The sequence below is a fragment of the Agrococcus sp. Marseille-Q4369 genome (assembly GCF_018308945.1).
Taxonomy (GTDB): domain Bacteria; phylum Actinomycetota; class Actinomycetes; order Actinomycetales; family Microbacteriaceae; genus Agrococcus.
The window spans coordinates 929901-955090 of sequence record NZ_CP070501.1 but is presented as its reverse complement, the minus strand read 5'-3'; the positions used below and the strand labels follow the sequence as shown (position 1 = coordinate 955090).

17 protein-coding genes are annotated in these 25190 nt (G+C 75.5%); 13 read left to right on the top strand and 4 right to left on the bottom strand.

The window, feature by feature from the left end:
* The first annotated feature begins 77 nt into the window (after positions 1-77).
* The 9 genes from JSQ78_RS04820 to JSQ78_RS04780 all read left to right on the top strand — a co-directional run bounded on the left by JSQ78_RS04820 (position 78) and on the right by JSQ78_RS04780 (position 17426).
* Positions 78-1148, top strand: a complete 1071-nt coding sequence (locus JSQ78_RS04820; RefSeq protein ID WP_211449824.1) for a DUF4192 family protein — start codon at positions 78-80, stop codon at positions 1146-1148.
* Between the two features lie 9 nt (positions 1149-1157).
* Positions 1158-2348, top strand: coding sequence for an NAD(P)/FAD-dependent oxidoreductase (locus JSQ78_RS04815; protein ID WP_211449822.1), 1191 nt, complete (start codon positions 1158-1160; stop codon positions 2346-2348).
* Positions 2349-2418: 70 nt separating this feature from the next.
* On the top strand, positions 2419-3261 hold the full coding sequence (locus JSQ78_RS04810; protein ID WP_249295926.1) for a PP2C family protein-serine/threonine phosphatase: 843 nt from the start codon (positions 2419-2421) through the stop codon (positions 3259-3261).
* The gene (locus JSQ78_RS04805) at positions 3261-4622 is read left to right on the top strand and encodes a serine/threonine-protein kinase (RefSeq protein WP_211449820.1); all 1362 of its coding nucleotides are present in this window, start codon (positions 3261-3263) and stop codon (positions 4620-4622) included. The genes JSQ78_RS04810 and JSQ78_RS04805 overlap by 1 nt, the downstream gene beginning before the upstream one ends.
* Entirely contained in the window at positions 4619-10309 is a 5691-nt protein-coding gene (locus JSQ78_RS04800) for a fibronectin type III domain-containing protein (RefSeq protein ID WP_211449818.1), read from the top strand. Before JSQ78_RS04805 ends, JSQ78_RS04800 begins: the two co-directional genes overlap by 4 nt.
* A 20-nt stretch (positions 10310-10329) precedes the next feature.
* Positions 10330-11322 carry an AAA family ATPase gene (locus JSQ78_RS04795; protein WP_502756135.1) on the top strand — a complete coding sequence of 331 codons (993 nt, stop codon included), beginning with the start codon at positions 10330-10332 and terminating at the stop codon, positions 11320-11322.
* A gap of 2 nt (positions 11323-11324) precedes the next feature.
* Positions 11325-12503 (top strand): DUF58 domain-containing protein, encoded by a 1179-nt coding sequence (locus JSQ78_RS04790; RefSeq protein ID WP_211449814.1) that lies wholly within the window; start codon positions 11325-11327, stop codon positions 12501-12503.
* Positions 12500-14653, top strand: a complete 2154-nt coding sequence (locus JSQ78_RS04785) for a transglutaminase-like domain-containing protein (protein WP_211449812.1) — start codon at positions 12500-12502, stop codon at positions 14651-14653. The genes JSQ78_RS04790 and JSQ78_RS04785 overlap by 4 nt, the downstream gene beginning before the upstream one ends.
* A gap of 70 nt (positions 14654-14723) precedes the next feature.
* Positions 14724-17426, top strand: a complete 2703-nt coding sequence (locus tag JSQ78_RS04780; RefSeq protein WP_211449810.1) for an FtsK/SpoIIIE domain-containing protein — start codon at positions 14724-14726, stop codon at positions 17424-17426.
* Here the strand turns inward: JSQ78_RS04780 and ald are convergent.
* Both ald and JSQ78_RS04770 read right to left on the bottom strand, forming a co-directional pair.
* Entirely contained in the window at positions 17393-18505 is a 1113-nt protein-coding gene (gene ald / locus JSQ78_RS04775; RefSeq protein ID WP_211449808.1) for an alanine dehydrogenase, read from the bottom strand. The two genes, JSQ78_RS04780 and ald, sit on opposite strands and share 34 nt — an antisense overlap.
* Entirely contained in the window at positions 18505-19836 is a 1332-nt protein-coding gene (locus tag JSQ78_RS04770) for an aminotransferase class III-fold pyridoxal phosphate-dependent enzyme (RefSeq protein ID WP_211449806.1), read from the bottom strand. The genes ald and JSQ78_RS04770 overlap by 1 nt, the downstream gene beginning before the upstream one ends.
* Positions 19837-19903: 67 nt before the next feature.
* Between JSQ78_RS04770 and JSQ78_RS04765 the strand changes: the two genes are divergently transcribed.
* From JSQ78_RS04765 to JSQ78_RS04755, 3 genes are read left to right on the top strand one after another with little or no spacing between them, the layout of a single operon-like run.
* Entirely contained in the window at positions 19904-20422 is a 519-nt protein-coding gene (locus JSQ78_RS04765) for an OsmC family protein (protein WP_211449804.1), read from the top strand.
* Positions 20422-21504 carry a 1-deoxy-D-xylulose-5-phosphate reductoisomerase gene (gene dxr, locus JSQ78_RS04760; RefSeq protein ID WP_211449803.1) on the top strand — a complete coding sequence of 361 codons (1083 nt, stop codon included), beginning with the start codon at positions 20422-20424 and terminating at the stop codon, positions 21502-21504. Before JSQ78_RS04765 ends, dxr begins: the two co-directional genes overlap by 1 nt.
* Positions 21501-21965 carry a GNAT family N-acetyltransferase gene (locus JSQ78_RS04755; RefSeq protein WP_035254752.1) on the top strand — a complete coding sequence of 155 codons (465 nt, stop codon included), beginning with the start codon at positions 21501-21503 and terminating at the stop codon, positions 21963-21965. Before dxr ends, JSQ78_RS04755 begins: the two co-directional genes overlap by 4 nt.
* 75 nt (positions 21966-22040) lie before the next feature.
* Here the strand turns inward: JSQ78_RS04755 and JSQ78_RS04750 are convergent, their stop codons facing one another.
* Positions 22041-22646 (bottom strand): hypothetical protein, encoded by a 606-nt coding sequence (locus JSQ78_RS04750; protein ID WP_211449801.1) that lies wholly within the window; start codon positions 22644-22646, stop codon positions 22041-22043.
* An 86-nt stretch (positions 22647-22732) separates the two neighbouring features.
* Between JSQ78_RS04750 and JSQ78_RS04745 the strand changes: the two genes are divergently transcribed.
* Positions 22733-24061: a M50 family metallopeptidase gene (locus JSQ78_RS04745; RefSeq protein ID WP_211449800.1), complete on the top strand. Its 1329-nt coding sequence runs from the start codon at positions 22733-22735 to the stop codon at positions 24059-24061.
* Between the two features lie 106 nt (positions 24062-24167).
* On the opposite strand, the gene JSQ78_RS04740 is transcribed toward JSQ78_RS04745, so the two are convergent.
* Positions 24168-25169, bottom strand: coding sequence for a ribonuclease HI family protein (locus tag JSQ78_RS04740; protein ID WP_211449798.1), 1002 nt, complete (start codon positions 25167-25169; stop codon positions 24168-24170).
* Positions 25170-25190: the final 21 nt, after the last annotated feature.

Below are 25190 nucleotides of genomic sequence, written 5' to 3'. Positions count from 1 at the left end.
GGCGCGCTCGCCGCGGCTCTCCACAGGTCCGCGGGGAACGCTCTCGGCCCGACGGCGCGATGCCGCACCCTGCGCGCATGGAGACCGTCAAGATCCGCACCCCGCAGTCGCTGCTGCGCATGCTGCCCCGGCTCGTCGGGCACACGGAGGCGCCGTCGCTCGTCGCCCTGCCCTTCTCGCGCGGCCGCTCGGGCATGCCCATGGCGCTCGACCTGCCCGACCGCCGCTCGGCCGCGCCGATCGCCCACGCGGTGCGCCGAGGCGCGCGCAGGGCCGACGCGGTCGTGCTCGTCGCGTGCCTCGCGCAGCCGCTCGGTGCCGGCCGACTGCCGCTCGCCGACGAGCTCGGGCACGTCGCCCGACGGCTCGAGCGGGCGGGCATGCGCGTGCTCGAGGTGCTCGCGCTCGCGCCCGACGCGTGGGGCGACTACTCGGCGCCCGCGGGCGCGCGCGGCCCGCTCGCCGAGCTCGAGCTGCTCGACGACCCCGCGCCGGGCGTGCCGGAGCTGCCGCCGATCCCCGGCGTGCCCGAGGGCCGGGGGAGCGCCGCCGCGCTCGAGGTCGCCGCGTGGCTCGGCGCGCTGGAGGGCGGCGTCGTCGCTGCCGCGCGCGACGACCCGATCGCCGCGCTCGAGCTCGCGGTCTCGCTCGCCGACCGCCTCGAGGAGGGGCCGACCGCGCTCGGCATCGACCCGACGAAGGCAGCGGCGCTCGCGATCGCACTCGTCGTGAGCCCCGCGCAGCGCGATCTCGCGATCGAGCTCGCGATCGACGGCACCTCGTCGGCCGAGCGCACGCTCGACGCGATCGAGGGCGATGCGGCGACGGAGGCCGCGGCGAACCGCTTCCTCGGCGTCGGGCCGGCTCCCGACGTCGATCGGCTCCGCGACCGGCTGCAGCGCTGGACGGCGATCGCCGAGGCGACGCCGCTCGAGCTGCGCGCGCCGGTGCTCGTCATCGTCGGCTTCCTGCACTTCTTCCTCGGTCGCGGCCGGTCCGCGGGGCGGTGCGCCGAGCTCGCGATGGCCATCGACCCCGCGCTCACGATGGCTCCGCTGCTGCGCGACATCGTCGACGCGAAGGGCGCGCCGGACTGGGTGCTGTGGTCGGGCGGGGAGGCCGGTGCACGCCCAGCCACGCGGGAGTAGCGTCGGGCCATGGCGGCAGAGCGAGTGCACGACGTCCTGGTGGTCGGTGGGGGCAACGGCGGACTCTCGGCAGCCGCGCACCTGCGGCGGCGCGGTTCTCCGGACGTCGGGCTCATCGAGCCCTCCGAGCGGCACGTCTACAAGCCGCTGCAGAACTACGTCGCCACCGGCCTCGCGAGCGACGACGAGCTGTCCCGGCCGCAGGCGTCGCTCATCCCCGACGGGGTCGAGTGGCATCGCACATCGGCGGTCGCGATCGACCCGGCACGGCGCGAGGTGCGCTGCGCCGACGGCTCCGTCGTCCGTGGGCGCGACCTCATCATCGCGACCGGCGCGGTCATCGACTGGAGCCTGCTGCCCGGCGCGGCGGAGGCGCTCGCGAGCGGCCTCGCCATCACGACCTACGTCGACACCGAGCTCGCCCGCACCCGCGAGCGCATCGCGGGCCTGACCTCGGGCCGCGCGATCTTCGAGCTGCGCGGGCAGCCGGTCTCGGGTCGCGAGACGGCGCTCAAGCCGCTCTTCATCGCGTGCGACACGTGGCGCGCGAACGGCGTGCTCGACGCGATCGAGGTGATCCTCGTGCACGACGGCGACGAGCTGCACCCCGTCGACGCGATCGCGGTGGAGATCCGCCGCCACCTCGACCGCTACGGCATCGAGGCGCGACCCGCGACCCACGTCGTCGCCCTGCGCGGCGACGAGGTCGACCTCGCCGGGCCGCGCGGCACGATCGCCGAGCGCGCCGACCTCGTCCACCTGCACCCGCCGTACCGCGCGCCCGACGTCATCGGGGCCTCCGGCCTCGACGCCCACGGCACCGGGGGATTCGCCGCCGTCGACCCCGAGACGCTCCGTCACCCCGCGCATCCGCGCGTCTGGGTCATCGGCGACGTCGCCGACATCGGCGACGCGCGCACCGGCGGCGGCTTGCGCGAGCAGGTGAAGATCGCGGTCGAGAACATCCGTCGCGCCCGCGCCGGCGAGCCGCTCGAGCGCTACGACGGCTACACCGTCGCGCCGATCGCCACCTCGCGCAGCAGCCTCTCGTTCGGCGAGTACGACCGGGAGCTCAGCCTGCGCCGCTCGCTCCCGATCCCGGCACGGGGCGAGATCCGCTCGAGCCCGCTCTGGTACCTGCTCGATCGCCACGCGCTCCCGCAGATCTACTGGCACCGCATCCTCAAGGGCCGCTTGTGAGCGTTCCTCGGCCGCTGCCGCTGAGCGCGCGGTGCGAGCAGCGGGCGCGCGGCGTGGGAGACTGGAGGACGTGACCCACATCGGAGCGGCGAGCGGCGAGCACGCAACCCAGGGGCCAGAGGCCCAGCAGTTCGCGGTGCGCTGGGCAGGCATGACCGACACCGGCTTCCGCCGCCAGCACAACGAGGACTCGCTCATCACGCAGCCGCCGGTCTTCGCGGTCGCCGACGGGATGGGCGGTCACTCGCACGGCGACCTCGCGAGCAAGGCGGTCGTCGAGCAGCTCGCAGACCTCCGGGAGCTCCCGGCCGTCGAACCGGTCGACGTCGTCGACGCGCTCCGCCGCGCGACCGACGCGATCGAGCTGCTCGGCGTCGGCGAGGGCTCCGCGGGCACGACGGTCACGGGCTGCGCGTTCGCGCTGCACGAGGGCGCGCCCCACTTCGCCGTCTTCAACGTCGGCGACTCGCGCACCTACGCGATGCTCGGCGAGCGACTCACGCGCATCACCGTCGACCACTCGGTCGTGCAGGAGCTCATCGACGCGGGCCTGCTCACCGAGGAGGAGGCCGAGACGCACCCGGAGGCGAACGTCGTCACGCGCGGCGTCGGCGCCGGCATCGACCCCGTGCCCGACTACTTCCTGCTGCCGATCATGCCGCAGCTGCGCCTGCTCGTGTGCTCCGACGGCCTCACGAAGGAAGTGCACGACGTCGACATCGAGCGCTTGCTGTGGGAGCACGACGACCCGGCCGCCGCGGCGCAGGCACTCGTCGCCGCGGCGCTCGACTCCGGGGGGCGCGACAACGTCTCGGTGATCGTCATCGACGTCACGCGCGCGCCGAGCGTCGACGACGTCGACCGGACCGTGCCGCGCACGACGCTCCGCGACGAGGAGCCGCGGCGGTCCTGATGGCCAGGCGGCTCCCCTCCGCGCCGCCGGTCCTGCCCGGCTTCTCGCATCTCCACGTGCTCGGCACGGGCGGGTACGCCGACGTCTTCCTCTACGAGCAGGCGCTGCCCCGCCGCCCCGTCGCGGTCAAGGTGCTGCTCGCCGAGCTCGTCGACGAGGACGTGCGCCGCTCGTTCCGCACCGAGGTCAACCTCATGGGTCGCCTCTCGTCGCACCCGAGCATCCTCACCGTCTACGGCGCCTCGGTCGCGAGCGACGGCCGCCCCTACCTCGTGATGGAGCTCGCGAACCCCGAGCTCGGCGAGCGCTTCCGCACCGACCCGCTCGCGCCCGAGGCGGCGCTGCGCGTCGCGATCCGCATCGGCGCGGCGGTCGAGACCGCGCATCGGGCCGGCGTGCTGCACCGCGACATCAAGCCAGCCAACATCCTCACGACCTCGTTCGGGCACCCGGTGCTGAGCGACTTCGGGATCGCCGGCCTCCAGCACGACGCGAGCGAGGCCGCGGGCGTCTCGGTGCCGTGGGCGGCGCCCGAGATGCTGCGCGGCGAGACCGGTGGCACGATCGCGACCGAGGTGTGGTCGCTCGCCGCGACGCTCTTCTCGCTCATCGCGGGTCGCAGCCCCGCCGAGCAGCCGGGCCGGGCGAACGACCACGCCGCGCTCTCCGACCGCATCATCGCCCACGACCTGCTGCCCTCGCGCGCGATCCCCGCGGCGCTGCGCCCCGTGCTCGACAAGGCGCTCGCGGCGAGGCCCGGCGATCGTCACGGGAGCGTCGAGGAGCTGTTGGGTGAGCTGCAGCGCGTGCAGCGCGAGCTCGGCTTCGACGTCACGCCCATCGAGGTCGAGGTCGACGCGTGGGCCGCCGAGCCCATCGTCGACGGCGACGAGGTCGAGGAGGACTCGGATGCGCTGCGGCTGCGCCAGCGCAGGTCGCGTCGCGCTCCCGGCATCACGGGCAGCCGCGTCGACATCTCGCAGTCGACGGGCCGTCGCCAGCCGCCGAAGCCGAAGCGCTTCGCGATCGGCCTCGGCATCGCCGCCGCGACCGTCGTCGTGCTCGGGCTCATCACCGTCGCGGCGTTCGCGCTCTCGAGCGTCTCGTCGCAGATCCCGGTCGTGCAGGAGATCGCAGTGAGCCCCGCGGAGGGCCGGGTCGTGTTCGGCTGGGAGGACCCGGGCCTCGTCGACACCGACACCTTCCACGTGCGCACCTCGACGGGGGATGCGGTCATCCAGGGCGGCCGCGAGTTCACCCTCACGGGCGCGGCTGGCGAGCAGCTGTGCATCTGGGTCGCCGTCAACCGCGACGGCTCGACCGGGGAGCCGACCGAGGCCTGCGGAGAGCCGCTGCCGTGAGGGCGCGGGCCGGCCTCGTCCTCGGCGGACTCCTCACCGCGGGGATCGTCGTCGGCGCCGTCGTCGCCCCCGGCTACCAGGCGCTCGAGCCCGAGCTCGACGGCTCGAGCGTGTGGATCGCGAACTCGAGCGCCGGCGCGATCGGGCTCGCCAACACCGCGAACAGCACGATCGAGCGCACCGTCCAGGTCGGCGGCGTCCACGAGGCGCTGCAGACGCCGTCGGGCACCGTCGTCGTCGACCGCAGCGCATCCACCGTGCGCGTCGTGCGCGAGGGGGAGGCGCAGGCCGGCCCGGCGGTGCCGATCGTCGCGGGGGCCGCCGTCGCCGCGCGCGACGACCGCGTCGTCATCACGTCGCCCGCGACCGGCGACGTGTGGCGCACGACGACCGGCGCGATCGCGGAGGGCACGCCGCTCGACGAACCCGTCGTGGCGCTCGGCCGCGGCGGCGTCGCCGTGCTCGGCGAGGAGAGCCTGCTCGCCGCGTCACCGGGCCTCGGCCGGGTGCTGCGCGTCGATGACGCGGGAGAGACCGTCTCGAGCGAGCGCGCCCCCGTCTCGCCCGCCGCGCCCGAGCTGCAGCTCACGGCGCTCGGCGACGAGTGGGTGCTCTACGACGCCGGCTCGGGCGTGCTCTCGACGAGCTCGTGGCAGCGCGCCCTCGACGAGACCGGCGTGCGCCTCCAGGAGCCCGGACCGAGCGCATCCGCCGTGCTCTACGCGACCGACACAGCCCTCGTGCGGCAGCAGCTCGGCGTGCCGGCCGCGACGACCCTCGCGTCGGGCGCGAGCGGCGAGCCGGCGAGGCCGGTCGTGAGCGACGGATGCGCGTACGCGGCCTGGCAGGGCGGCACCGGCTGGCGCTCGTGCGAGGGGGAGGAGCCCGTCGTCCTCTCGCTGCAAGGCGTGCCGATCGACGCGAGCCTGCGGATCCTGCAGCGCGGGAGCGCGACGGCGGTCACCGACGTCGGCTCGGGCGACGCGTGGTCGATCGACCGCGACGGCCGCCGCATCACGGGCTGGCAGCTCGAGGACGACGAGCCCGCGCCCGAGGCGCCGATCGACGACGAGGCCGTCGAGGAGGCCGTCGAGGCGGCGCCCGAGCCGCCCGTCGCGCAGGACGACGAGCTCGGCGCGCGCCCGGGCGAGGTGACGGTGCTGCCCGTGCTGCTCAACGACAGCGACGCGAACGGCGACCCCATCCTCATCACCAGCGTCGAGCTCGACCGGGCCGACGCATCCGCCGCCATCACCCCCGACGGGCGCGGCATCCGCTTCGAGGCGCCCGCGGCCGGGCCCACCCGCATCGACTACCGCATCTCGGACGGCGCCGAGAGCGATCGGGCGGTCGCGACCGTGGCGCTGCGCGAGGGCAACGAGCCGCCCGTGCTCGAGCGCCCCGTGCGCGCGACGCTCGAGGCCGGCAGGACCATCGCCCTCGACGCGCTCGACGGCTGGGTCGACCCCGAGGGCGACGCGCTCGCGCTCGTCAGCGCCGAGGCCGCCGCCCCAGACCGCGTGAGCGTGCGCGCCGATGGCCGGCTGGAGTTCACCGACGGCGGTACGGGCACCGAGCGCCGGGTGCTCGTCACGGTCACCGACGGGCAAGCGGAGGCGACCGAGGAGATCGTGCTCACCGTGCACGCCGGCGCGGTGCCGATCTCGGCGCAGCCCGTCACGGCCGTCACGCGCGTGGGGCAGCAGCTCGTGCTCGAGCCTCTGCTCGCGGCCCAGGGCGGCGCGGGCGAGCTGAGCCTCCACAACGTCGTCGCACCGAACTACCCCGTCGAGCCGAGCTTCGCCGACGGCACCATCCGGGTGCAGCCGACCGACGCGGGGCTCATGCGCTTCTCCTACGTCGTCACCGACGGCACCGCGACGCAGGAGGGGCGCGTCGTCGTGCGGGTGCTCGAGGCCGCCGACGCGTCGAGCCCGCCCATCACGATGCCGGCGCGCGCGGCGCTCCCGGCGCTCGGCACGGTCGAGCTCGACGTCGACGACCTCGCGCTCGACCCCTCCGGCGGCGTCGTCGCGCTCCTGAACGCCGCGAGCGACGACACCGCCGTGCGCGCGGAGGTCGTCGATGCCGAGCAGCTGCGGCTCACGCTCACCGACGAGCTCGCGCAGCAGGCGAGCGTGCGCTACACCGTCACGAACGGCGTGCAGAGCGCCGAGGGCGAGCTGCGCGTCTCGTCGACCGGCACGGCGTCGGTGCAGGCGCCCATCGCGCGCGACGACGAGGTGACCGTGCGCCCCGGCGGGCTCGTCGACATCCCGGTGCTCGTCAACGACGAGCAGCCCGACGGGCTCGCGCTCGAGCTCGATCCCGCGATCGTCGCGCCGCCTGAGGCCGGCCTGCTGTTCGTCGACGGCGACCGGATGCGGTTCGTCGCGCCCGACGAGCCTGGCACGTTCACGGCGACCTACGCCGTGCGCGGACCGGACGGCCAGTCGTCGACGGCCGGCATCACGATGCAGGTCGCCGCGGCGGCGCGCACGACCAATGCGGCGCCCACCGCGCCGGCAATCGAGGCGCGCGTCGTCGCGGGCGCGAGCGTCGACCTCGCGCTGCCGCTCTCGAACGCCGACCCGAACGGCGATCCCGTGCAGCTGCTCGGCCCCTCGACCGCGCCGACGCGCGGCTTCGTCACGCAGCTCGGGCGCTCGACGCTCCGCTACCAGGCGGGGGACTACTCGCGCGGCACCGACGAGTTCCGCTACCGCATCACCGACGACCTCGGCGCGACCGGTGAGGGCGTCGTGCGGGTCATCGTCGTCGAGCCGGGGCCCGCGCTGCCGCCCGTCCTGGGCGCCGACTCCGCTGCCATGCGGCCAGACTCGACGCTCGTCGTGCCGGTGCTCGACAACGACCGCGACCCCGCGGGGCTGCCGCTCGAGATCGTCGACGTCGACACCGCCTCGCCGGGCGCGACCGCGTCCATCCGCGACGGTGCCGTGCTCGTCTCCGCCGCGCCCGACGCATCCGACCTCGGCATCGTCGTCACGGTCGAGAACTCCGCCGGCACCGCTGCCGCGAGCTGGCTGCGCATCGACGTCGACCCCGACGCGCCGCCGCCCGCGCCCGACGTCACCGACGTGCAGGTGCCCATCCAGTCGATCGCGTCGGCGGAGGCGGTGCGCATCGACCCGCTCGCGCAGGCGACGGTGCGCGACGGCCGCACCGATGTGCTGCGCGCGAGCCTCCCGCTGCCCGCCGAGGGCGTGACGCTCCGCGACGACGGCACCATCGAGATCCCCATCGGCGACCGCACGCGATTCGTGCCGTTCGCGGTCGAGCGCGACGACGCAGGCGGCGCGAGCGCGACGGCCGTCATCGCGGTGCCCGGCCGCCTCGACGCGCTGCCGCAGCTCAAGCCCGGCGTCGCGCCGCTCGCGGCGCGCGCGGGCGAGACGCTCGAGATCGCGATCGACGACGTCGTCGACACCGTCGACGGCGAGGGGGCGATGCTGACCGACGCGAGCGCCGTGCGCGCGGCGCCGACGGACGGCTCGAACCCGGTGATCGACGAGAAGACGCTGCGGTTCGTGCCCGAGCCGGGGTACTTCGGGCCGGCGAGCATCACGTTCGAGGTCACCGACGGCGACAGCCCCACCGATCCCGAGGGGCGGATCGGCACGATCGTGCTGCCGATCGAAGTGCTGCCCGGCGACGGGGTGCCGCTCACGGTGCTCGGCTCCTTCGTGCAGCTCGAGCCCGGCACCGAGCGCTCGATCGACCTCGCACGGGTCACGCGGGCGCCCGACCCGGCGCGGATCGCGGGCGCGTCGTGGTCGATCCTCGACGAGGTGCCAGCCGGCTTCCAGGCCAGGATCGAGGGCTCGACGCTCACGGTGCGGGCGCTCGACCGCACCGACCGCGGCACGCGCGCGGAGCTGCGCATCGGCGTGCGCGACGCGGCGGGCGAGGGCGTGCCCGGCACCGTCTCGCTCGCGGTGATCTCGACGACCGCCCCGCTCGTCGCGCCCGAGCCCGACGCCGTGACCGTGCGGCGCGGCACGAGCGCCGAGGTGCAGCCGCTCGTCGACGACGAGGCATCCAATCCGTTCCCCGCGACGCCGCTGCGGATCGGCGGCCTGCGAGTGACGGGCGCCGAGCAGCGCGGCATCACCGCGGTCGTCGACGGCACGACGGTGCGCATCGCGGCGTCGTCCACCGCGGCGATCGGCACGACGATCGTGCAGGTGCTCGTGCTCGATGCCGCCGGCGTGCCCGAGCGCGGGGTGTGGAGCCCGATCACCGTGACGGTGCAGGACGTGCCGGACGCGCCGGCCCCGCCAGTGCAGGCGTTCGACGAGCACGTCGACGGGGTCGTGATGATGTCGATCGAGCCGCCCGCGAGCAACGGCAGCCCCATCACCGGCTACCGCGTCGTCAACGTCGCGAGCGGCATCGACGTCGCGTGCGGGCCGACGCCCCGCTGCCGCATCGAGGGACTGCCGGCCGGCGTCGACCTGCGGCTGCAGGCGATCGCGACGAACGCGGTCGGCGACAGCCGCCCGTCCGAGCCCTCGGAGCCCGTGCACGCCGACCGGCTGCCCGCGGTCGTGCCCGGCGTGCAGGCGATGCCCGCGAGCACACCGGGCTCGATGCGCGTCGTGTGGCAGGGCGTGCCGCAGCCGCCCGGCGGCACCCCGATCGAGGCGTACCTCGTGCGCGTCTCGGGCTCGGGCCTCGACCAGCTCGTGCGCGTCGGTGCCGCCGAGCGCCAGAGCGTCATCGCGGGGCTCACGCCGGGCCGCGCCTACTCGATCGAGGTCGCGGCCGCGAACCGCGCCGGCGTGCCCGATGCCGCCTGGCGCTGGCCGGCAGCACCCGTGCCGTTCACGGCCGTCGGGGTGCCCGGCACCGCTCCCGTGCTCGTGACGGGACACGACGGCGGGAGCGTCACCGTGACCTGGGCGGAGGTCGACCGCGCGGGCGCCGCCAGCGTGCGCTACTCGGCGCGGGTGCTCTCGCCCGGAGAGTCGCAGTCGTGCGCCAGCTCGGGCGGCGGCACCCCCGCGGGGAGCGCCGCGCTCAGCGCGACCCTGCCCGTCGCCCAGGGTGCGCGCGCCGTCGTCGCCGTCACCGCCGACAACGGCTGGCACTGCTCGGTCTCGGTCTCGGACCCGGTGTTCGGCACGCCCGCGCCCGTGGACGCATCCGCCGTCGCCGTCGTCACCGAGGTGCGCGAGGACGCCCTCGACGCGCGCCTCGACCGCGCGCCGACGCTCACGAGCGGCACGTGGCTCGAGGCGCGCGTCGCGGGCGGTCCGTGGCAGCGAGCGCAAGCCGGCTCGTGGCTGACGCCCTCGAGCGCCGCGTTCCAGTACGGGGAGCAGGTCGGCGTCGAGGTGCGCGCGTGCGCCCCCGGCGCGACCCAGGGCGTCTGCTCGGCGGTGACGCGCGTCGGTCAGGTCGTGCCGCTGCGGCTCCGCGCGACGATCGAGGCGTGCCGCCCGCTCGTGCCGCTCGAGGCGAGCGTCGAGGGCAACGTGACGCCGCTCGCGCAGGACGAGGTCTTCGCGCGCTACCTCGTCGGCGGCTCGTGGACGAGCGAGCGGCCGGCGACCCAGGCTGTGCCCGCCGGGGCGACGCGAGTGCAGGCATGGGGCCAAGTAACCTATCTGGAGTCCGGGCCTCACAGGGATCCATCGCCGACCGAGGCGGGATGCGGGCTGTGACCGGCAGGGAGGAGCCCACTGTGGTGGACGCGACGGCGGGGGCGGACGCGAGGACGATCGACGCGGACGTCGACGTCTCGACCATCCAGGAGCTCGCCGAGCGGGTCGTCGAGCAGGTCGAGCGCGTGCTCGTCGGCAAGCCGCACGTCGTGCAGCTCTCGCTCACCGCGATGCTGAGCAACGGGCACCTGCTGATCGAGGACAACCCCGGCACCGGCAAGACGTCGCTCGCTCGCGCGCTCGCGACCGCGATCTCCGGGACCTCGAACCGCATCCAGTTCACACCCGACCTGCTGCCGGGCGACATCACGGGCGTGAGCGTGTGGAGCCAGGGTTCCGGGGAGTTCGAGTACCGTCCCGGTCCGGTGTTCGCGAACATCGTGCTCGCCGACGAGATCAACCGCGCGAGCCCGAAGACGCAGTCGGCGCTGCTCGAGGTCATGCAGGAGGGGCGCGTCACGGTCGACGGGATCGCGCACCCCGTGCCGCAGCCGTTCATGGTGATCGCGACGCAGAACCCGGTCGAGCACGCGGGCACCTACCAGCTGCCCGAGGCGCAGCTCGACCGCTTCGCGCTCAAGGCGTCGATCGGCTACCCCGACCACGCCTCGACGCTGCGCATCCTCGCCGACTCGGGCGACGAGCTCTCGCCCGAGGGGATCGAGCCGGTCGCCGACGTGCGGCTCATGCAGGCGCTCGCGCGCCAGGTGCGCGGCGTGCACGTCGAGGCGTCGATCGTCGACTACGTCGCGCGGCTCGTCGACGCGACGCGCGAGGCCGACGAGGTGCGGCTGGGCGTCTCGGTGCGCGGCGCGCTCGCGCTCGTGCGGACGGCCCGCGCGTGGGCCGCGATCCACGGCCGCGACTACGTCACGCCCGACGACGTGAAGGCGCTCGCCGTGCCGGCGCTCGCGCACCGCCTCGTGCTGCAGCCGGAGGCGGAGTTCGACGACGTCCGGCCCGAGAGCATCGTGCAGCAGCTCATGCTCACCGTGGCGCCGCCCAGGCGCTGACGATGCGCTGGCTCGACGCCGCCCTGCGCGCCATCACCCCGTGGGGCTGGGCGCTGCTCGCGGTCGTCGCGCTCGGCGTCTTCCTCGCCCGCTCGCTCGGCTGGGCGGAGGCGCTCGTCGCGGCCGTCGCCGCCGCGACCCTGCTGCTCGGCGCGATCCCGTGGATCGTCGGCGAGCGCTGGGCGCGCGCCCGCATCGGCCTGAGCGCCGAGCGCGTGCCGGTCGGCGCCGACGCGCTCGCGCTCATCGAGGTCTCGCGCCCCACGCGCGCCGCGACGCCGCGCCAGATCGACCTCGACATCGGCGACGAGGAGGCGGTGCTCGAGATCCCGTCGCTCGCCGTGGGCGGCAAGGTGCTGCGCTCGGTGCCGCTCGACACGAGCCGTCGCGGGCTGCGCACGATCGGGCCCGCGACGATCATGCGCACCGATCCGTTCGGCGTGCTCGAGCGGCGCCACCGGCTCACCGAGACGCGCACGCTCGTCGTGCACCCGCGCGTCGTGCGGCTGCCCGGCGGCGCGGGCGGCATCGTGCGCGACCTCGACGGGGAGGCGGCCGCCGAGCGCACGGCCGACGACGTCTCGTTCCACAGCTTGCGCGAGTACGCGCCGGGCGACGACCGGCGGCTCGTGCACTGGCGCTCGAGCGCTCGCCACGGCTCGTTGCTCGTGCGGCAGTTCGAGCCGGCGCGGCGCGCCGACACGCTCATCGTGCTCTCGACCGACCCGCGCGAGTACGACGGCGACGACTTCGAGCTCGCCCTCTCGATCGTCGGCACCCTCGGCCTCGCCGCGATCGCCGACCGCCGCTCGCTGCGCATCGTCGAGAGCCCGCGAGCGGAGCGCGGCCCGGTGCGGCCGATCGACGCGGTCACGCGCGACCGGCTGCTCGACGCGCTCGCGGTGCTCGAGGCGCGCAGCGGCGTCGGCATCGCGGCCACGGCGCGCGCGGCGCGCAGCACGGCGCGCGGCAGCGTCGCGTGGCTCGTGACCGGCTCGACCGTGCCGCCGCGCGAGCTCCGCACCGCGGCGAACGGCATGCCGGAGGGCGTCGTCTCGGTCGTCGTGCGCGCCGCGGTCGGGGCGGTGCCGACGAGGGCGCGCCTCGGCGACGCCGACGTCGCGACCGTCGGCGCGATCGAGGACCTCTCGCGCGGCATCGGCGACGCGGGGCGCGCGTGATCCGCCGCGCGCCGAGCGTCGGCCTGCTCATGCTCGCGATCGCGGCCGCGTGCGTGCCGATGTGGTGGATCTTCGGCACCCTGCAGCTCGTCGTCGCCGTCTCGGTCTCGCTGCTCGTCGGCGCCGGCATCGGCGTCCTCGGGGCGGTGCGCCGCTGGGGCTCGCTCTCGATGCTGCTCGTCGCGCTCGCCGCGCTCGCCGTGCTCGCCGTGCCGCTCACCGCCCCGCAGCGCATCGGGCGCGGCGAGTGGGGCGAGGGGCTCGTCGACGCCGCGGCCGCGGCCGTGCTGTCGTGGCGGCGGCTGCTGACGATCGGGCTGCCCGTCGGCACGAGCGACGCGCTGCTCATCGCGCCCGTGCTGCTCGTGCTCTTCGGCACGCTCATCGGCGTGTGGATCGCGCTGCGCTCGCGCTCGGCCGAGTCGGCCGCGCTCGTGCCCGCGCTCATCGGCGTGTGGTCGATCCTCTGGGGCCCGCTCGCGATGCCCGTCCCGTGGCTGCTCGGCATGATCGCGCTCGTGCCGATCGGCGCCTACATCACGGTCGTGCGGCAAGCGAGGCGGCGCAGCCGCGCGCCGCGCGCGCTCTCGTCGCTCGCGCGCCGCGTCGGCGCGGGCGTCGCCGTCGCGGTCGTCGCCGCGATCGCGGCCGGCACGGCGGGCGCGCTCGTCGAGCTCCCGGAGCGCGTCGTGCTGCGCGGCGGCAGCACGTCGTCCGTCGAGCTGGCGGGCGCCTCGCCGATGGCCTCCTACCGCTCGTTCTGGGCCGAGGACCGGCGCGGTGCCCGTCAGCTCACCGCCACGGGCCTCGTGCCGGGGGACCGCATCCGCATCGCCGCCCTCGACGGCTACGACGGGAAGGTGCTCACCGTCGAGCGCGCCGGCTTCGAGCGCGTCGCGAGCGCCGAGGAGGGCAGCGGCCGGCTCGTCGGCATCACGATCGACGAGCTCTCGAGCGCGTGGCTGCCCACCGTCGGCGTGCCCACCGGCGTGCGGTTCGTCGGCGAGCGCGCCGAGCAGCTCGGCTCGACGCTGCACCGCGACCGCGGCCTCCGCACCCTCATCGTCGAGGCGGGGCTCCGGCCGGGCGACGGCTTCCAGATGCAGGTCGAGCAGGGCGCGCCGATCGTCCCGCCCGAGCAGGTGCAGGAGCTCGTGCCCGCCGACCCCGGGCGGGCCGCGATCGAGCTGCCGGAGGAGATGCTCACCGCGCTCGCCGCCTGGACGGGCGACGCCGAGACGCCCGGCGCGCGCCTCCAGGCGATGGTCGACGGCATGCGCGCGAGCGGCTACATCAGCCACGGCGTGCTCGACGACGAGGCGCCCTCTCGCCCCGGCCACTCGCGCGAGCGGCTCATCGAGCTCTTCACCGAGCCCATGATCGGCGACGCCGAGCAGTACTCCACGGCGGCGATGCTGCTCGCGCGCCAGCTCGGCTTCGACGCGCGCGTCGTGGTGGGCTTCACTCCCGATGCGATCGAGCCGGGGCTCCCGACCGCGGTCGTCGGCGCCGATGCGGATGCGTGGATCGAGGTGCGCACGTCGGCGGGCTGGGTCAGCATCGACGTCTCGCCCGCGCCGCGCCCGATCCCCGAGCAGGAGCAGGGCGCGCCGGCGATCGTCGAGCAGCCGCCCGCGCAGCAGGCGCCCGCGCCCGCGCCCGGCGGGCAGCGCCAGGGCGCCGACGCCGCGGCGCCGAACGCGCCGGAGCGCAGCGAGGACGGCACCTCGAGGCTGCTCGCGGCGCTCGGCGCAGCCGCGGCGGTGCTGGGACTGCTCGCGCTCGTCGCCGCGCTGCCGGTCGGGCTCGTGGTCGCGAAGGTCGTGCGCCGCAGGCGCCGCCGTCGCGCGGACGAGCCGCGCGACCGCGCCGAGGGCGCGTGGGCGGAGGTCGTCGACGGCCTCCGCGACCGCGGCGACGCGGCGCCGGAGGGCGGCACGCGGGTCGAGCAAGCCGGCGAGGACGAGCGGATGCGCGAGCTCGCGCACCGCGTGGACCGCGCGGTGTTCGCGCCGAGGCCCCCGACCGAGCCCGAGATCGACGCCGCCTGGGCGCTGAGCGACGCGGTGCTCGAGCGCCGCGACGAGGGGGAGGGGCGGCTGCGGTCGGTGCTCGCGCGCCTGAACCCCGCATCGCTCGCGAAGCGGTAGCCGGGAGCCGTCTCCACAGCCCCGCGCCGTGGCGCTGCGCGGTGCCGCGCTCGAGCGGCACCCTGCCGCCATGGAGACGCGCATCGACCTCCCGCGCCCGCCCGTCGAGCCGGAGCCCGCGTCGTTCCCGCTGCTCGCGAGCCTCGCGCCGGTGCTCGGTGCGATCGCGATGTGGCTGCTGCTGCAGACGCCGACGGTGCTCGTGCTCGCGCTCCTCGGACCGGTGATCGCGCTCGCGAGCCTCGGCGACGGCCGGCGCGTGCGCAGGGCGCGGACTCGCCGCGAGGCGGCGCGCTGGCGAGCGGAGGTCGCCGATGCCGCTGAGCGCATCGACCGCGCGGTCGCGGAGCGGCGGCGCGAGCTCGAGGTCGCGCATCCCGACGCCCGCCGGATCGCCGCGCGCCCGCCGCACGACCCGCACCGCTGGCGGCGCGAGCGCGGGGCACCGCTCGACATCGTGCTGGGCGTCGGCGCGCTGCCCTCGGGGATCGTCGTCGAGGGTGTCGTCCCGGCGGCCGACCCCGCCGCGCTGCGGCTGGGCGCGGCCGAGGAGGCGGCGCGGCTGCGCTCGGCAGCATCGGTCGTCGAGGGGCCCGTGACGGTCGACGCGCGCGAGGGGATCGGCTTCGTCGGCCCGCCCGCCATCGCGATCGCGCTCGCCCGCGCGGCGCTCGTGCAGGTGCTCGACGCCGTCGCGCCCGACGAGGCGGAGGTGATCGCGCCCGACGACGAGGCCTGGGACTGGCTCGCGCCCGTCCCGCACCCCGTGCACCGCGAGCCCGGCCACCACGTGCGCGTCGTCGGCGACGACGTCGACGTCACGCTCGCCATCGCGTCGGCGCCGGCGCTCCTGCCGCGCGAGTGCCGGGTCGTCGTGCGCGCCGCGCTCGACGCCGCGCGGCTCGCAGGCCGAGAGGTCGTGCCGACGGCGCTCAGCGCGAGGGAGGCCGCGAGCGTCGCTCGCACGCTCGCGCTCGCCGCCGAGCACGCTGGGCTCCGCCGCGCGAGCGGGCTGCCCGGCCGCGTCGAGCTCGACGCGCTGCCACCGGGGGAGGGCGGACTCGAGGCGGTGTTCCTCGTCGCCGACACCCCGATGCCGCTCGACCTGGTGCGCGACGGGCCGCACGCCGTCGTGGGCGGCACGACCGGCGCCGGCAAGAGCGAGCTGCTCGTCGCATGGGTCGCGGCGATGGCGGCGGGCCGCTCGACCGAGGACGTGTCGTTCCTGCTCGTCGACTTCAAGGGCGGTGCGTCGTTCGCCGCGCTGCACGCGCTCGCGCACGTCGTCGGCGTCATGACCGACCTCGACGAGGCGGGCGCGCGGCGCGCGATCGAGAGCCTCCGAGCAGAGCTCCGGCGGCGCGAGCGAGCCCTCGCCGAACGGGGCGCGCGCTCGATCGAGGAGGCGACGGGACTGCCGCGGCTCGTCATCGTCGTCGACGAGTTCGCCGCGATGCTCGACGAGCTGCCCGACCTGCACCGGCTCTTCGTCGACCTCGCGGCGCGCGGCCGCTCGCTCGGCGTGCACGTCGTGCTGTGCACCCAGCGGCCCGCCGACGCGGTGCGCGACGCGCTGCTCGCCAACTGCGGCATCCGCATCTCGCTGCGCGTGACCTCCGAGGCCGACGCCGTCGCGGTGACCGGGAGCCCGGAGGCGGCGGCGATCCCGCTCGAGGCGCGCGGCCGCTGCGTCGTGCGCGTGAGCGGCGGGGCGACCCGGCTCGCGCAAGCCGCCCTCGCGTCGCCCGCGCTCCTGGAGCGGCTCGTCGCGGCCTCCGCGACGATGGCGAGGCCGCCGCGGCCGTGGCGCGAGCCGCTGCCGGCCCGCGTGCGGCTCGCTGCCGTGCCGCTCGACGGCGCGGACGCGCGCGGCGATCGCGCAGGGGGCGGCGTGCGGCTCGGTCTCGTCGACCGGCCCGCGCGGCAGGCCATCGATCCCGTGCGGTGGCGCCCCGCGACCGACGGGCCCCTGCTCGCGATCGGCGGTGCTGGCAGCGGCCGCTCGAGTCTCGCCGACCTCGTCGCGGGCCAGCTCGGAGCCGCCGTCGTCGACCGCGAGGACGCGCTGTGGGATGCGCTCGAGGAGGGCGCAGCGCCTGGAGGGTACGGCGCGCTCGTCGTCGACGACCTCGACCTGCAGCTCGCTCGGCTTGGCGAGGCGCAGCAGGCTATCGCCGTGCAGCTGCTGCTTCGCCGCATGCGCGAGGGCGGCGCGGTCGCGCTCACCGCGCGGCGCATCTCGAGCGCGATGAGCCAGGTCGCCGCCCTCGCAGAGACGCGCGTGCTGCTGCGCATCGCGAGCCGCCAGGAGCACATCGTCGCGGGCGGTGCTGGCGCCCTGCACGACGCGAGCCTGCCGCCGGGTGCCGGGTGGCTCGCCGACGAGCGCGTCCAGCTCGCGCTGCCCGATGCGCCCGCGCCGCGGCGCGAACCGGCGTGGGTGCCGATGCCGATCGGTCCGATCGCGGTCGTGCGCGGCGCGGGGGTCGAGCTCCCGCTCGCGCTCGGCGGCGCACCGCGACCCGCGCCCGGCACGAGCGCGACCGCGGTCGTCGGCTCCGTCGCCGAGTGGGAGGCGGCGTGGGGCGAGCTCGACCGGCTGCGCGCCGAGCGGCCGGTCGTCGTGCTCGGGGTCGACGAGCGGGCGCTGCGGCAGGTGCTGCGGCACGCGCCGCCCGCGCCGCCGATGCGCGAAGCGCCCGCCTGGCTGCTCCAGGACGGGCGCTTCGCGAGGTTGCGCTACCCGAGCAGCGACGCCACCGATGCGGACTGAAGCCCGAGCGCCGAGGCGACGCCCTCGTGCGCGACCCGCCCGCCGGTCGTGTTGAGGCCAGCCGCGAGCCCCGCGTCGGCCCGCAGCGCGTCGCGCCAGCCGAGGTCCGCGAGCTTCAGCGTCGCGGCGAGCGTCGCGTTCGTGAGCGCCTCGGTCGAGGTGCGCGGCACGGCGCCGGGGAGGTTCGCGACGCACGCGAACAGGGTGCCGTGCACGTCGAACGTCGGGTCGCCGTGCGTCGTCGGCCGCGAGTCGGCGAAGCAGCCGCCCTGGTCGATCGCGATGTCGACGAGCACGGAGCCGGGACGCATCCGCTCGACCATCTCGCTCGTGACGAGCTTGGGCGCCTTCGCGCCCGGGATGAGCACCGAGCCGATCACGAGGTCGGCGTCGACGACGGCCTCGTCGACGGTCACGCGGTTCGAGTGCAGCGTCTGCACGCGGCCGCCGTAGACGGTGTCGAACTGGCGCAGCCGCGGGAGCGAGACGTCGAGCACCGTGACGCGCGAGCCGAGCCCGACGGCCATCTCGACCGCCGCGGTCCCGGCGACGCCGCCGCCGAGCACGACCGTGTGGCCCGCGCGGGTGCCCGGCACGCCGCCGAGCAGCAGCCCGGCCCCGCCCTGCGGCGCGGTGAGCAGCGAGGCGCCCTGCACGACCGAGAGGCGGCCGGCGACCTCGCTCATCGGCGCGAGCATCGGCAGCGAGCCGTCGGGCGCGCGCACCGTCTCGTACGCGATCGCGGTCGTGCCGCGGTCGAGCAGCGCCTGCGCGAGCTCGGGTGCCGCCGCGAGGTGCAGGTAGGCGAAGAGCGTCAGGTCGTCGCGCAGGAGGTCGAGCTCGGGACCGACCGGCTCCTTGACCTTGAGCACGAGCTGCGCGCTCCATGCCTCCTCGGCCGTGGCCACGATGCGGGCTCCGGCCGCCTCGAACGCCTCGTCGGTGATGCCGCTGCCGACGCCCGCGCCGGTCTCGACGAGCACCTCGTGGCCGCGCGCGACGAGCTCGGTCGCGCCGGTGGCGGTGAGCGCGACGCGCGCCTCGTCGGTCTTGGTCTCGCGCGGGACGCCGATCAGCATCACGCGGCCTTCGTGCTCGCGATCGCGCGATCGATGACGTCGACCGCTTCGCGCAGCTGGTCGTCGGTGATCGCGAGGCTCGGCAGGAACCGCAGCACGTTGTAGTCGGTGCCGGCGGTGAGCACGAGCACGCCGTCCTCGCCGCACGCCTTCGAGATGGGCGCGGTCGGGATCGGGGCGCCCGAGGCGGGGTCGATGAGCTCGATCGCGAGCATCGCGCCGCGACCGCGCACCTCGATGATCTCCTCGTGGCGCTCGGCGAGCTCGTCGAGCAGGGGGCGCAGCACGCGCTCGACCCGCTGCGCCTGCGCGTTGAGGTCGTGCTCCTCGATCTGCTCGAAGACGGCGACGGCCGCGGCGCACGAGACGGGGTTGCCGCCGAAGGTGCCGCCGATGCCGCCGGTGTGCACGGAGTCCATGATCTCGGCGCGGCCGGTGACGCCCGCGAGCGGCATGCCGCCCGCGATGCCCTTCGCCGAGAGCACCATGTCGGGCTCCCAGCCGAACAGCGACGACGCGAACGTCGCGCCCGTGCGCGAGATGCCCGACTGCACCTCGTCGGCGATCATCACGACGCCGTGCTCGGTGCACCACTCCTGCATCGCGGGCAGGTAGCCGTCGGCGGGCACGATGAAGCCGCCCTCGCCCTGGATCGGCTCGATGACGAGGCACGCGAGGTCGGAGACGCCGACGTGCTTCTCGAGGTAGTACTGGGTGCGCTCGGCCGCCTCGGCGCCGTCGAGGCCGTCGTGCAGCGGGTAGGAGCCCGGCGCGTGGAAGATGTCGGAGGCGAGCGGGCCCATGCCCGTCGCGTACGGCGCCGGCTTGAAGTTCATCGTCATCGTCAGGTTCGTGCGGCCGTGGTAGCCGTGCTCGACGACGGCGACCGCGCGGCGGCCCGTGAACTTGCGGGCGATCTTGACGCCGTTCTCGACGGCCTCCGAGCCGGAGTTGACGAAGAACGTCTTCTTCTCGAAGTCGCCGGGCGTGTGCTTCCCGAGGTACTCGGCGACGCGCACGTAGGGCTCGTAGGGCGTCGTGCCGAAGAGCGAGTGGGTGAGCTTCCCGACCTGCTCGCGCACCGCGGCGACGACGGCGTCGTTCGTGTGGCCGATCGTCGTGACGCCGATGCCGCAGCCGAGGTCGATGAAGCGGTTGCCGTCGACGTCGGTGATGATCGCGTCGTGCGCCTCCGCGATGAACACGGGCAGCTGGTGCGGGATGCCCTGGGGGACGGCCGCTGCCTTCCGCTCGAGGAGCGCGCGGCTGTTCGGGCCGGGGATCTCCGTGACGATCGAGCGGGAGGGCGCGGTGGCGACGGTGTCAGTCATGCCGCCGATCCTACGCCCGAGCGCGCGCGAGCGGGCGCTCCCGGCAGGCCGCGCCTACGCTGGAGCCATGCCGATGCGCCACGCCTACGCCGTCGAGGTCGAGTGGACGGGAGCGGGAGCCGACGGCACCGCGACCTACCGCTCCTACACGCGCGACCACGTCGTGCGCGTCGAGGGCCTCCCCGACATCCTCGGCTCCGCCGACCCGACGTTCCGCGGCGACCGCGAGCGCCACAACCCCGAGCAGCTGCTCCTCGCCGCGCTCGCGCAGTGCCACATGCTCAGCTACCTCCACCAGGCGGCGAGTCGCGGCATCGTCGTGACCGCCTACCGCGATGCGGCGACGGGCGAGATGGAGACGAGCGGCACGGGCGGCCGCTTCACGCGAGCGGTGCTGCGCCCGGTCGTGACGATCGCCGACGCGGCGCGAGCGGCGGATGCGCTCGACGCGCACGGGCAAGCGGGTCGCGACTGCTTCATCGCATCCTCCGTCGCCTTCCCGGTGCTGCACGAGCCGACGATCGTCGCGGGCGGCGAGGTCGTCCCGCAGCACGAGCGGGCCGCCGACGCCGAGGAGGTGCGCTGATGCGCCGGCGCGTGATCGTGCTCGGCTCGACCGGTTCGATCGGCACGCAGACGCTCGATGTCATCCGCGCGAACCCGGGCCGCTTCGAGGCCGTCGGGCTCGTCGCGGGCACCGACCGCGCGGGCCTCGAGGCGCAGCAGGCGGAGTTCGGCGGTGAGGCCGCGCTCGGCGCCGACGCGGCGGTGACGATGATCGAGTCGGTCGAGTGCGACGTCGTGGTCAACGGCATCACCGGTTCCGTCGGCCTCGCGCCGACGCTCGCCGCGCTCGACGCCGGCCGGGTGCTCGCGCTCGCGAACAAGGAGTCGCTCATCGCGGGCGGCGACCTCGTCATGCAGCGCGCGGAGCCCGGCCAGATCGTGCCGGTCGACTCCGAGCACTCGGCGATCGCGCAGTGCTTGCTCGCGGGCGACGCGCGCGAGGTCCGCAGGCTCGTGCTCACCGCATCCGGGGGTCCGTTCCGAGGCTGGTCGCGCGAGCGGATGGCGGCGGTGAGCCCCGCGGATGCGCTCGCGCACCCCACGTGGGACATGGGCCCGATGGTGACGACGAACTCGGCGACGCTCGTGAACAAGGGGCTCGAGGTCATCGAGGCGCACGTGCTGTTCGACGTGCCCTTCGATCGCATCGACGTGACGGTGCACCCGCAGTCGATCGTGCACTCGATGGTCGAGTTCGTCGACGGCTCGACGATCGCGCAGGCCTCGCCGCCCGACATGCGGCTGCCGATCTCGCTCGGCCTCGACTGGCCGCACCGGGTCGCGGGCGTCGGCGCGCCGCTCGACTGGACGCGCGCGTCGACGTGGACGTTCGAGCCGCTCGACGAGGATGCGTTCCCGTCGGTCGCGCTCGCGAAGCGCGTCGGGCGGGCCGGCTCGACGTTCCCGGCCGTCTTCAACGCCGCGAACGAGCAGGCGGTGCAGGCCTTCCACCTCGGCGAGATCGGTTTCCTCGACATCCTGCCCGCGGTCGAGCGCGTGCTCGAGCAGCACGAGCCGGGCGAGCTGACGGTCGAGCACGTGCTGCAGGCCGAGCGCTGGGCGCGCCGGGCCGCGGACGAGATCTGCGGCGTCGGCCGGTGACGGTCGAGGTCCGACGAGCGACGGCGGCGGATGCGTCGAGGCTCGCGGCGTCGGAGCCTCCCGGCGCCGCTGTGGCCGCGTCGCATCTGCGCCGGCAGGAGGCGGGCGAGGTGCTCTTCCTCGTCGCGCTCGAGGACGGCGAGCCGCTCGGCTCTGGCGTGCTCGTGCTCGGCGACGTGCCCGAGCTGCGCCACCTCTTCGTCGACGAGGTCGCGCGCGGCCGTGGCATCGGCGCCTCGCTCATCGGCGCTGCCGAGCGGGAGGCGGCGGCGATGGGGGCGACGCTCGTCGAGCTCGGCGTGGGCGTCGACAACCCGAGAGCGGCCGCGCTCTACCGCCGCCTGGGCTACGTCGAGACGGGGGAGCGCTCGACGACGACGTACGAGTACGTCGACCGCGACGGCGTGCGCCGCACCGCGACGGAGACGGACGTGCACATGCGGAAGCGACTGCGAGGCTGACGCGGCGCTGCCGCGCGGCCTGCGTCGAGCCCAGGAGGATCGAGCGGGGGTTGCACGCGGCGCTCGGGGCGGGCGTCAGCCCGAGCGGTCGAGCACGACGCGCACGTCGGCGGCGTCGATCGCCGCGACGACCTCGCCGGCGTCGTCCCACCAGCGCGCGTAGTGGTCGGGGTCGCGGTTGATCTGCACCGCGTGCGCGACGCGCGTCGGCGCCATCGCGTCGCGGCCCTCGACGCGCGCGAGCGCCCGGTAGAAGAGCACGGCCGAGCCGTACGCATCCATGCGCACCTCGTAGGGCCCCCAGCCGTCGCGCTGCTGGAAGAGGCCGCGCGAGTCGGGCCCCGCCTCGTCGCCGCGATCGAGCACGCGCAGGCTCGACTCGCCCATCGCCGTCATGACCGCGAGCTGCACGTCGCGCTCGCCGAGGCCCAGGTCGCGGCCCGCGCGCATGACGATCGCGGCGCTCTCGAGCTGCGCGCCGCGCCACTCGCCGACCCGCGCGGGCAGCTCGCCCTCGACGCGCGCCGACTGCGGGGGCGGCACGGGCCCGGCGGGGGGCCGAGTCGCGACGAAGACGAGCAGCACCACGAGCGCGACGCCCACGAGGCCCGCGATGAGGCCGAGCGCGTCGCCGCCGGGCGCGACGCGCTCGGCGACCGCGCGGCGGGCTCGAGCTGGCATGCGAGTGACGGTAGCCGCGTCGCCTATGCGCGCCACCGCATCCGCGTGCACGGCTGATAGGCACCGGCAGTAGCCTGGCGGGCGATATGGAAGCCGTGCTGCTGTACGTCGTCGGCGTGCTCGTCGTCGTGATCGGCCTGGCCGTCTCGATCGGCCTGCACGAGATCGGCCACCTCGTGCCCGCGAAGCTCTTCGGCGTGCGCGTCGGGCAGTGGATGATCGGCTTCGGCCCGACGCTGTTCTCGAAGCGCTTCGGCGAGACCGAGTACGGCGTGAAGGCGATCCCGCTCGGCGGCTACATCTCGATGTCTGGCATGTTCCCGCCGCTCAAGGTCGGCGGCGAGTCGAGGGATGCGTCGACGGGCTTCTTCGACGCCCTCGTCCAGGACGCGCGCGACTCGAGCGCCGAGACGATCCACGAGGGCGAGGAGGAGCGGGCGTTCTGGCGCCTCGCGACGTGGAAGCGCATCGCCATCATGCTCGGCGGGCCGCTCATGAACCTCGTGCTCGCGGTCGTGCTCTACGCGATCGTGTTGTGCGGCTTCGGCATCGCGGTGCCCTCGACGACCGTCGCGAGCGTCTCGGAGTGCGTCATCGCGGCCTCGGAGGAGCGGGCGGAGTGCGAGCCCGGCGACCCGCTCGCGCCCGCCGCCGAGGCCGGCGTGCAGCCCGGCGACACGATCGTCTCTATCGACGGGCAGCCCGCGGGCAGCTGGGATGACGTGCAGGCCGCGATCCGCGACCTCGCGGGGCAGCGGGTCGAGCTCGTCGTCGAGCGCGACGGCGCCCGGCAGGCGCTGCAGCTCACGCCGCTCGCGACCGAGCGCTACGTCTTCGACGACCGCGGCGATCCCGTCGAGGTCGACGGTCGGCAGCGCACCGAGACGGTCGGCTTCGCGGGCGTCGGCCCGCAGTACGAGGTCGCGCAGCAGCCCGCATCGGCGGTGCTGCCGGCGGTCGGCGACAACGTCTGGCGCGTCGGGCAGCTCATCGTGAACCTGCCGCAGCGGCTCGTCGACGTCGCCGCGGCGGCGTTCGGGCCGGGGGAGCGCGACCCGAACGGCCCGATGTCGGTCGTCGGCGTCGGCCGCATGGCGGGCGAGATCGCGGCGCTCGACCAGGTGCCGGTGCTCGAGCGCATCAGCGCGATGGTGCAGCTGCTCGCGAGCCTCAACGTCGCGCTGTTCGTGTTCAACCTCATCCCGCTCATGCCGCTCGACGGCGGCCACATCCTCGGCGCGGTCGTCGACGCGGTGCGGCGCGGCTGGGCGAGGCTGCGCGGCACGGTCGCGACGCCGCTCGACACCGCGAAGTGGGTGCCGGTCACGCTCGTCGTGACGGGCCTGCTCGGCATCATGAGCGCGCTGCTCATCTACGCCGACATCGTCAAGCCGATCGCGCTGTTCGGGGGCTGACCGAGGCAGGGCTCGCCGGGATCCGCGGTTCCCGGGGCCCGAGACGGGCCCCGGAGCTGGCGTCGCGGCGGAGGCCCGAAAGGGCCTCCGCTCTCAGCTCCAGCGCTCAAGCCTCCGGCGTGCCCTGGTGGAAGCGCTGCCGCCAGCGCCCGCCGACGCGCACCCACAGCGAGCTGCGCAGCGCGCTCCTGCGAGCGCCCACCGAGCGCCACACGAGCAGCAGCGCGTCGTCGCCGAGCTCGTGCGTCGCGAGCACCTCGAGCTCGGTGCGCTCCGGCAGCGGCGCGATCTCGGCGAGCAGCTCCTCGCGGCTCCAGCGGCGGCCCGAGGCACCGATCTCCTCCCACTCGGGGTGCAGCAGCGCCGCGACGCTCGCGGGATCTGCGCGCACCTCGTCGCTCAGCAGCGAGCGCTCGAGCCGCACGACCTCGGCCTCGGCGGGCGTGTCGGTGAGGAAGTCGAAGCCGTCGAAGAGGTCGGGCGACGCGGGGGCCGCGGCGGCGGTCGTGGCGGATGCGTCGGCGGGCGCTCGCGCGCCGGTCGCCTCCGCCGCGCACGGCGTGGGCACCGCTGCCGGGGTCACGCCCCCGAACCCGGGTCCCGCATCCGGCACCGCCCCCCGCTGGTAGGCCGCCGCCGCGCCGTTCGCGAGCCGGTCGGCCGCCTCGTTGAGCGGGTGGCCCGCGTGGCCCTTGACCCACTCGAAGCGCACCGTGCCGCCGTCGGCCTTCCGCTCGGCCATCAGCCGGTCGAGCTCCTCGAGCAGCTCGCGGTTCATGACCGGCTTGCCGTCGGCCTTCCGCCAGCCCTTCCGCTTCCAACCGGCCATCCACTTCGTCACCGAGTTGATGACGTACTGGCTGTCGCAGAGGATGAGCAGCTCGTCGACGCCGCGCGTCTGCCGCAGCAGGTCGACGACGGCCGAGAGCTCGCCGATGTTGTTCGTGCCGATGCGCTGCCCGCCCGCGGCCCAGCGCGCCTCGTCGATGTACCAGCCCCAACCGGTGGGGCCGGGGTTGCCGAGGGAGGAGCCGTCTGCCGCTGCCGTGATCACCCGACGATCCTGCCAGCCGGTCGGGCGGCGCGCAGCGCGGCAGGCGATCGTCATAGCCCCGCCGCGTAGGCTGAG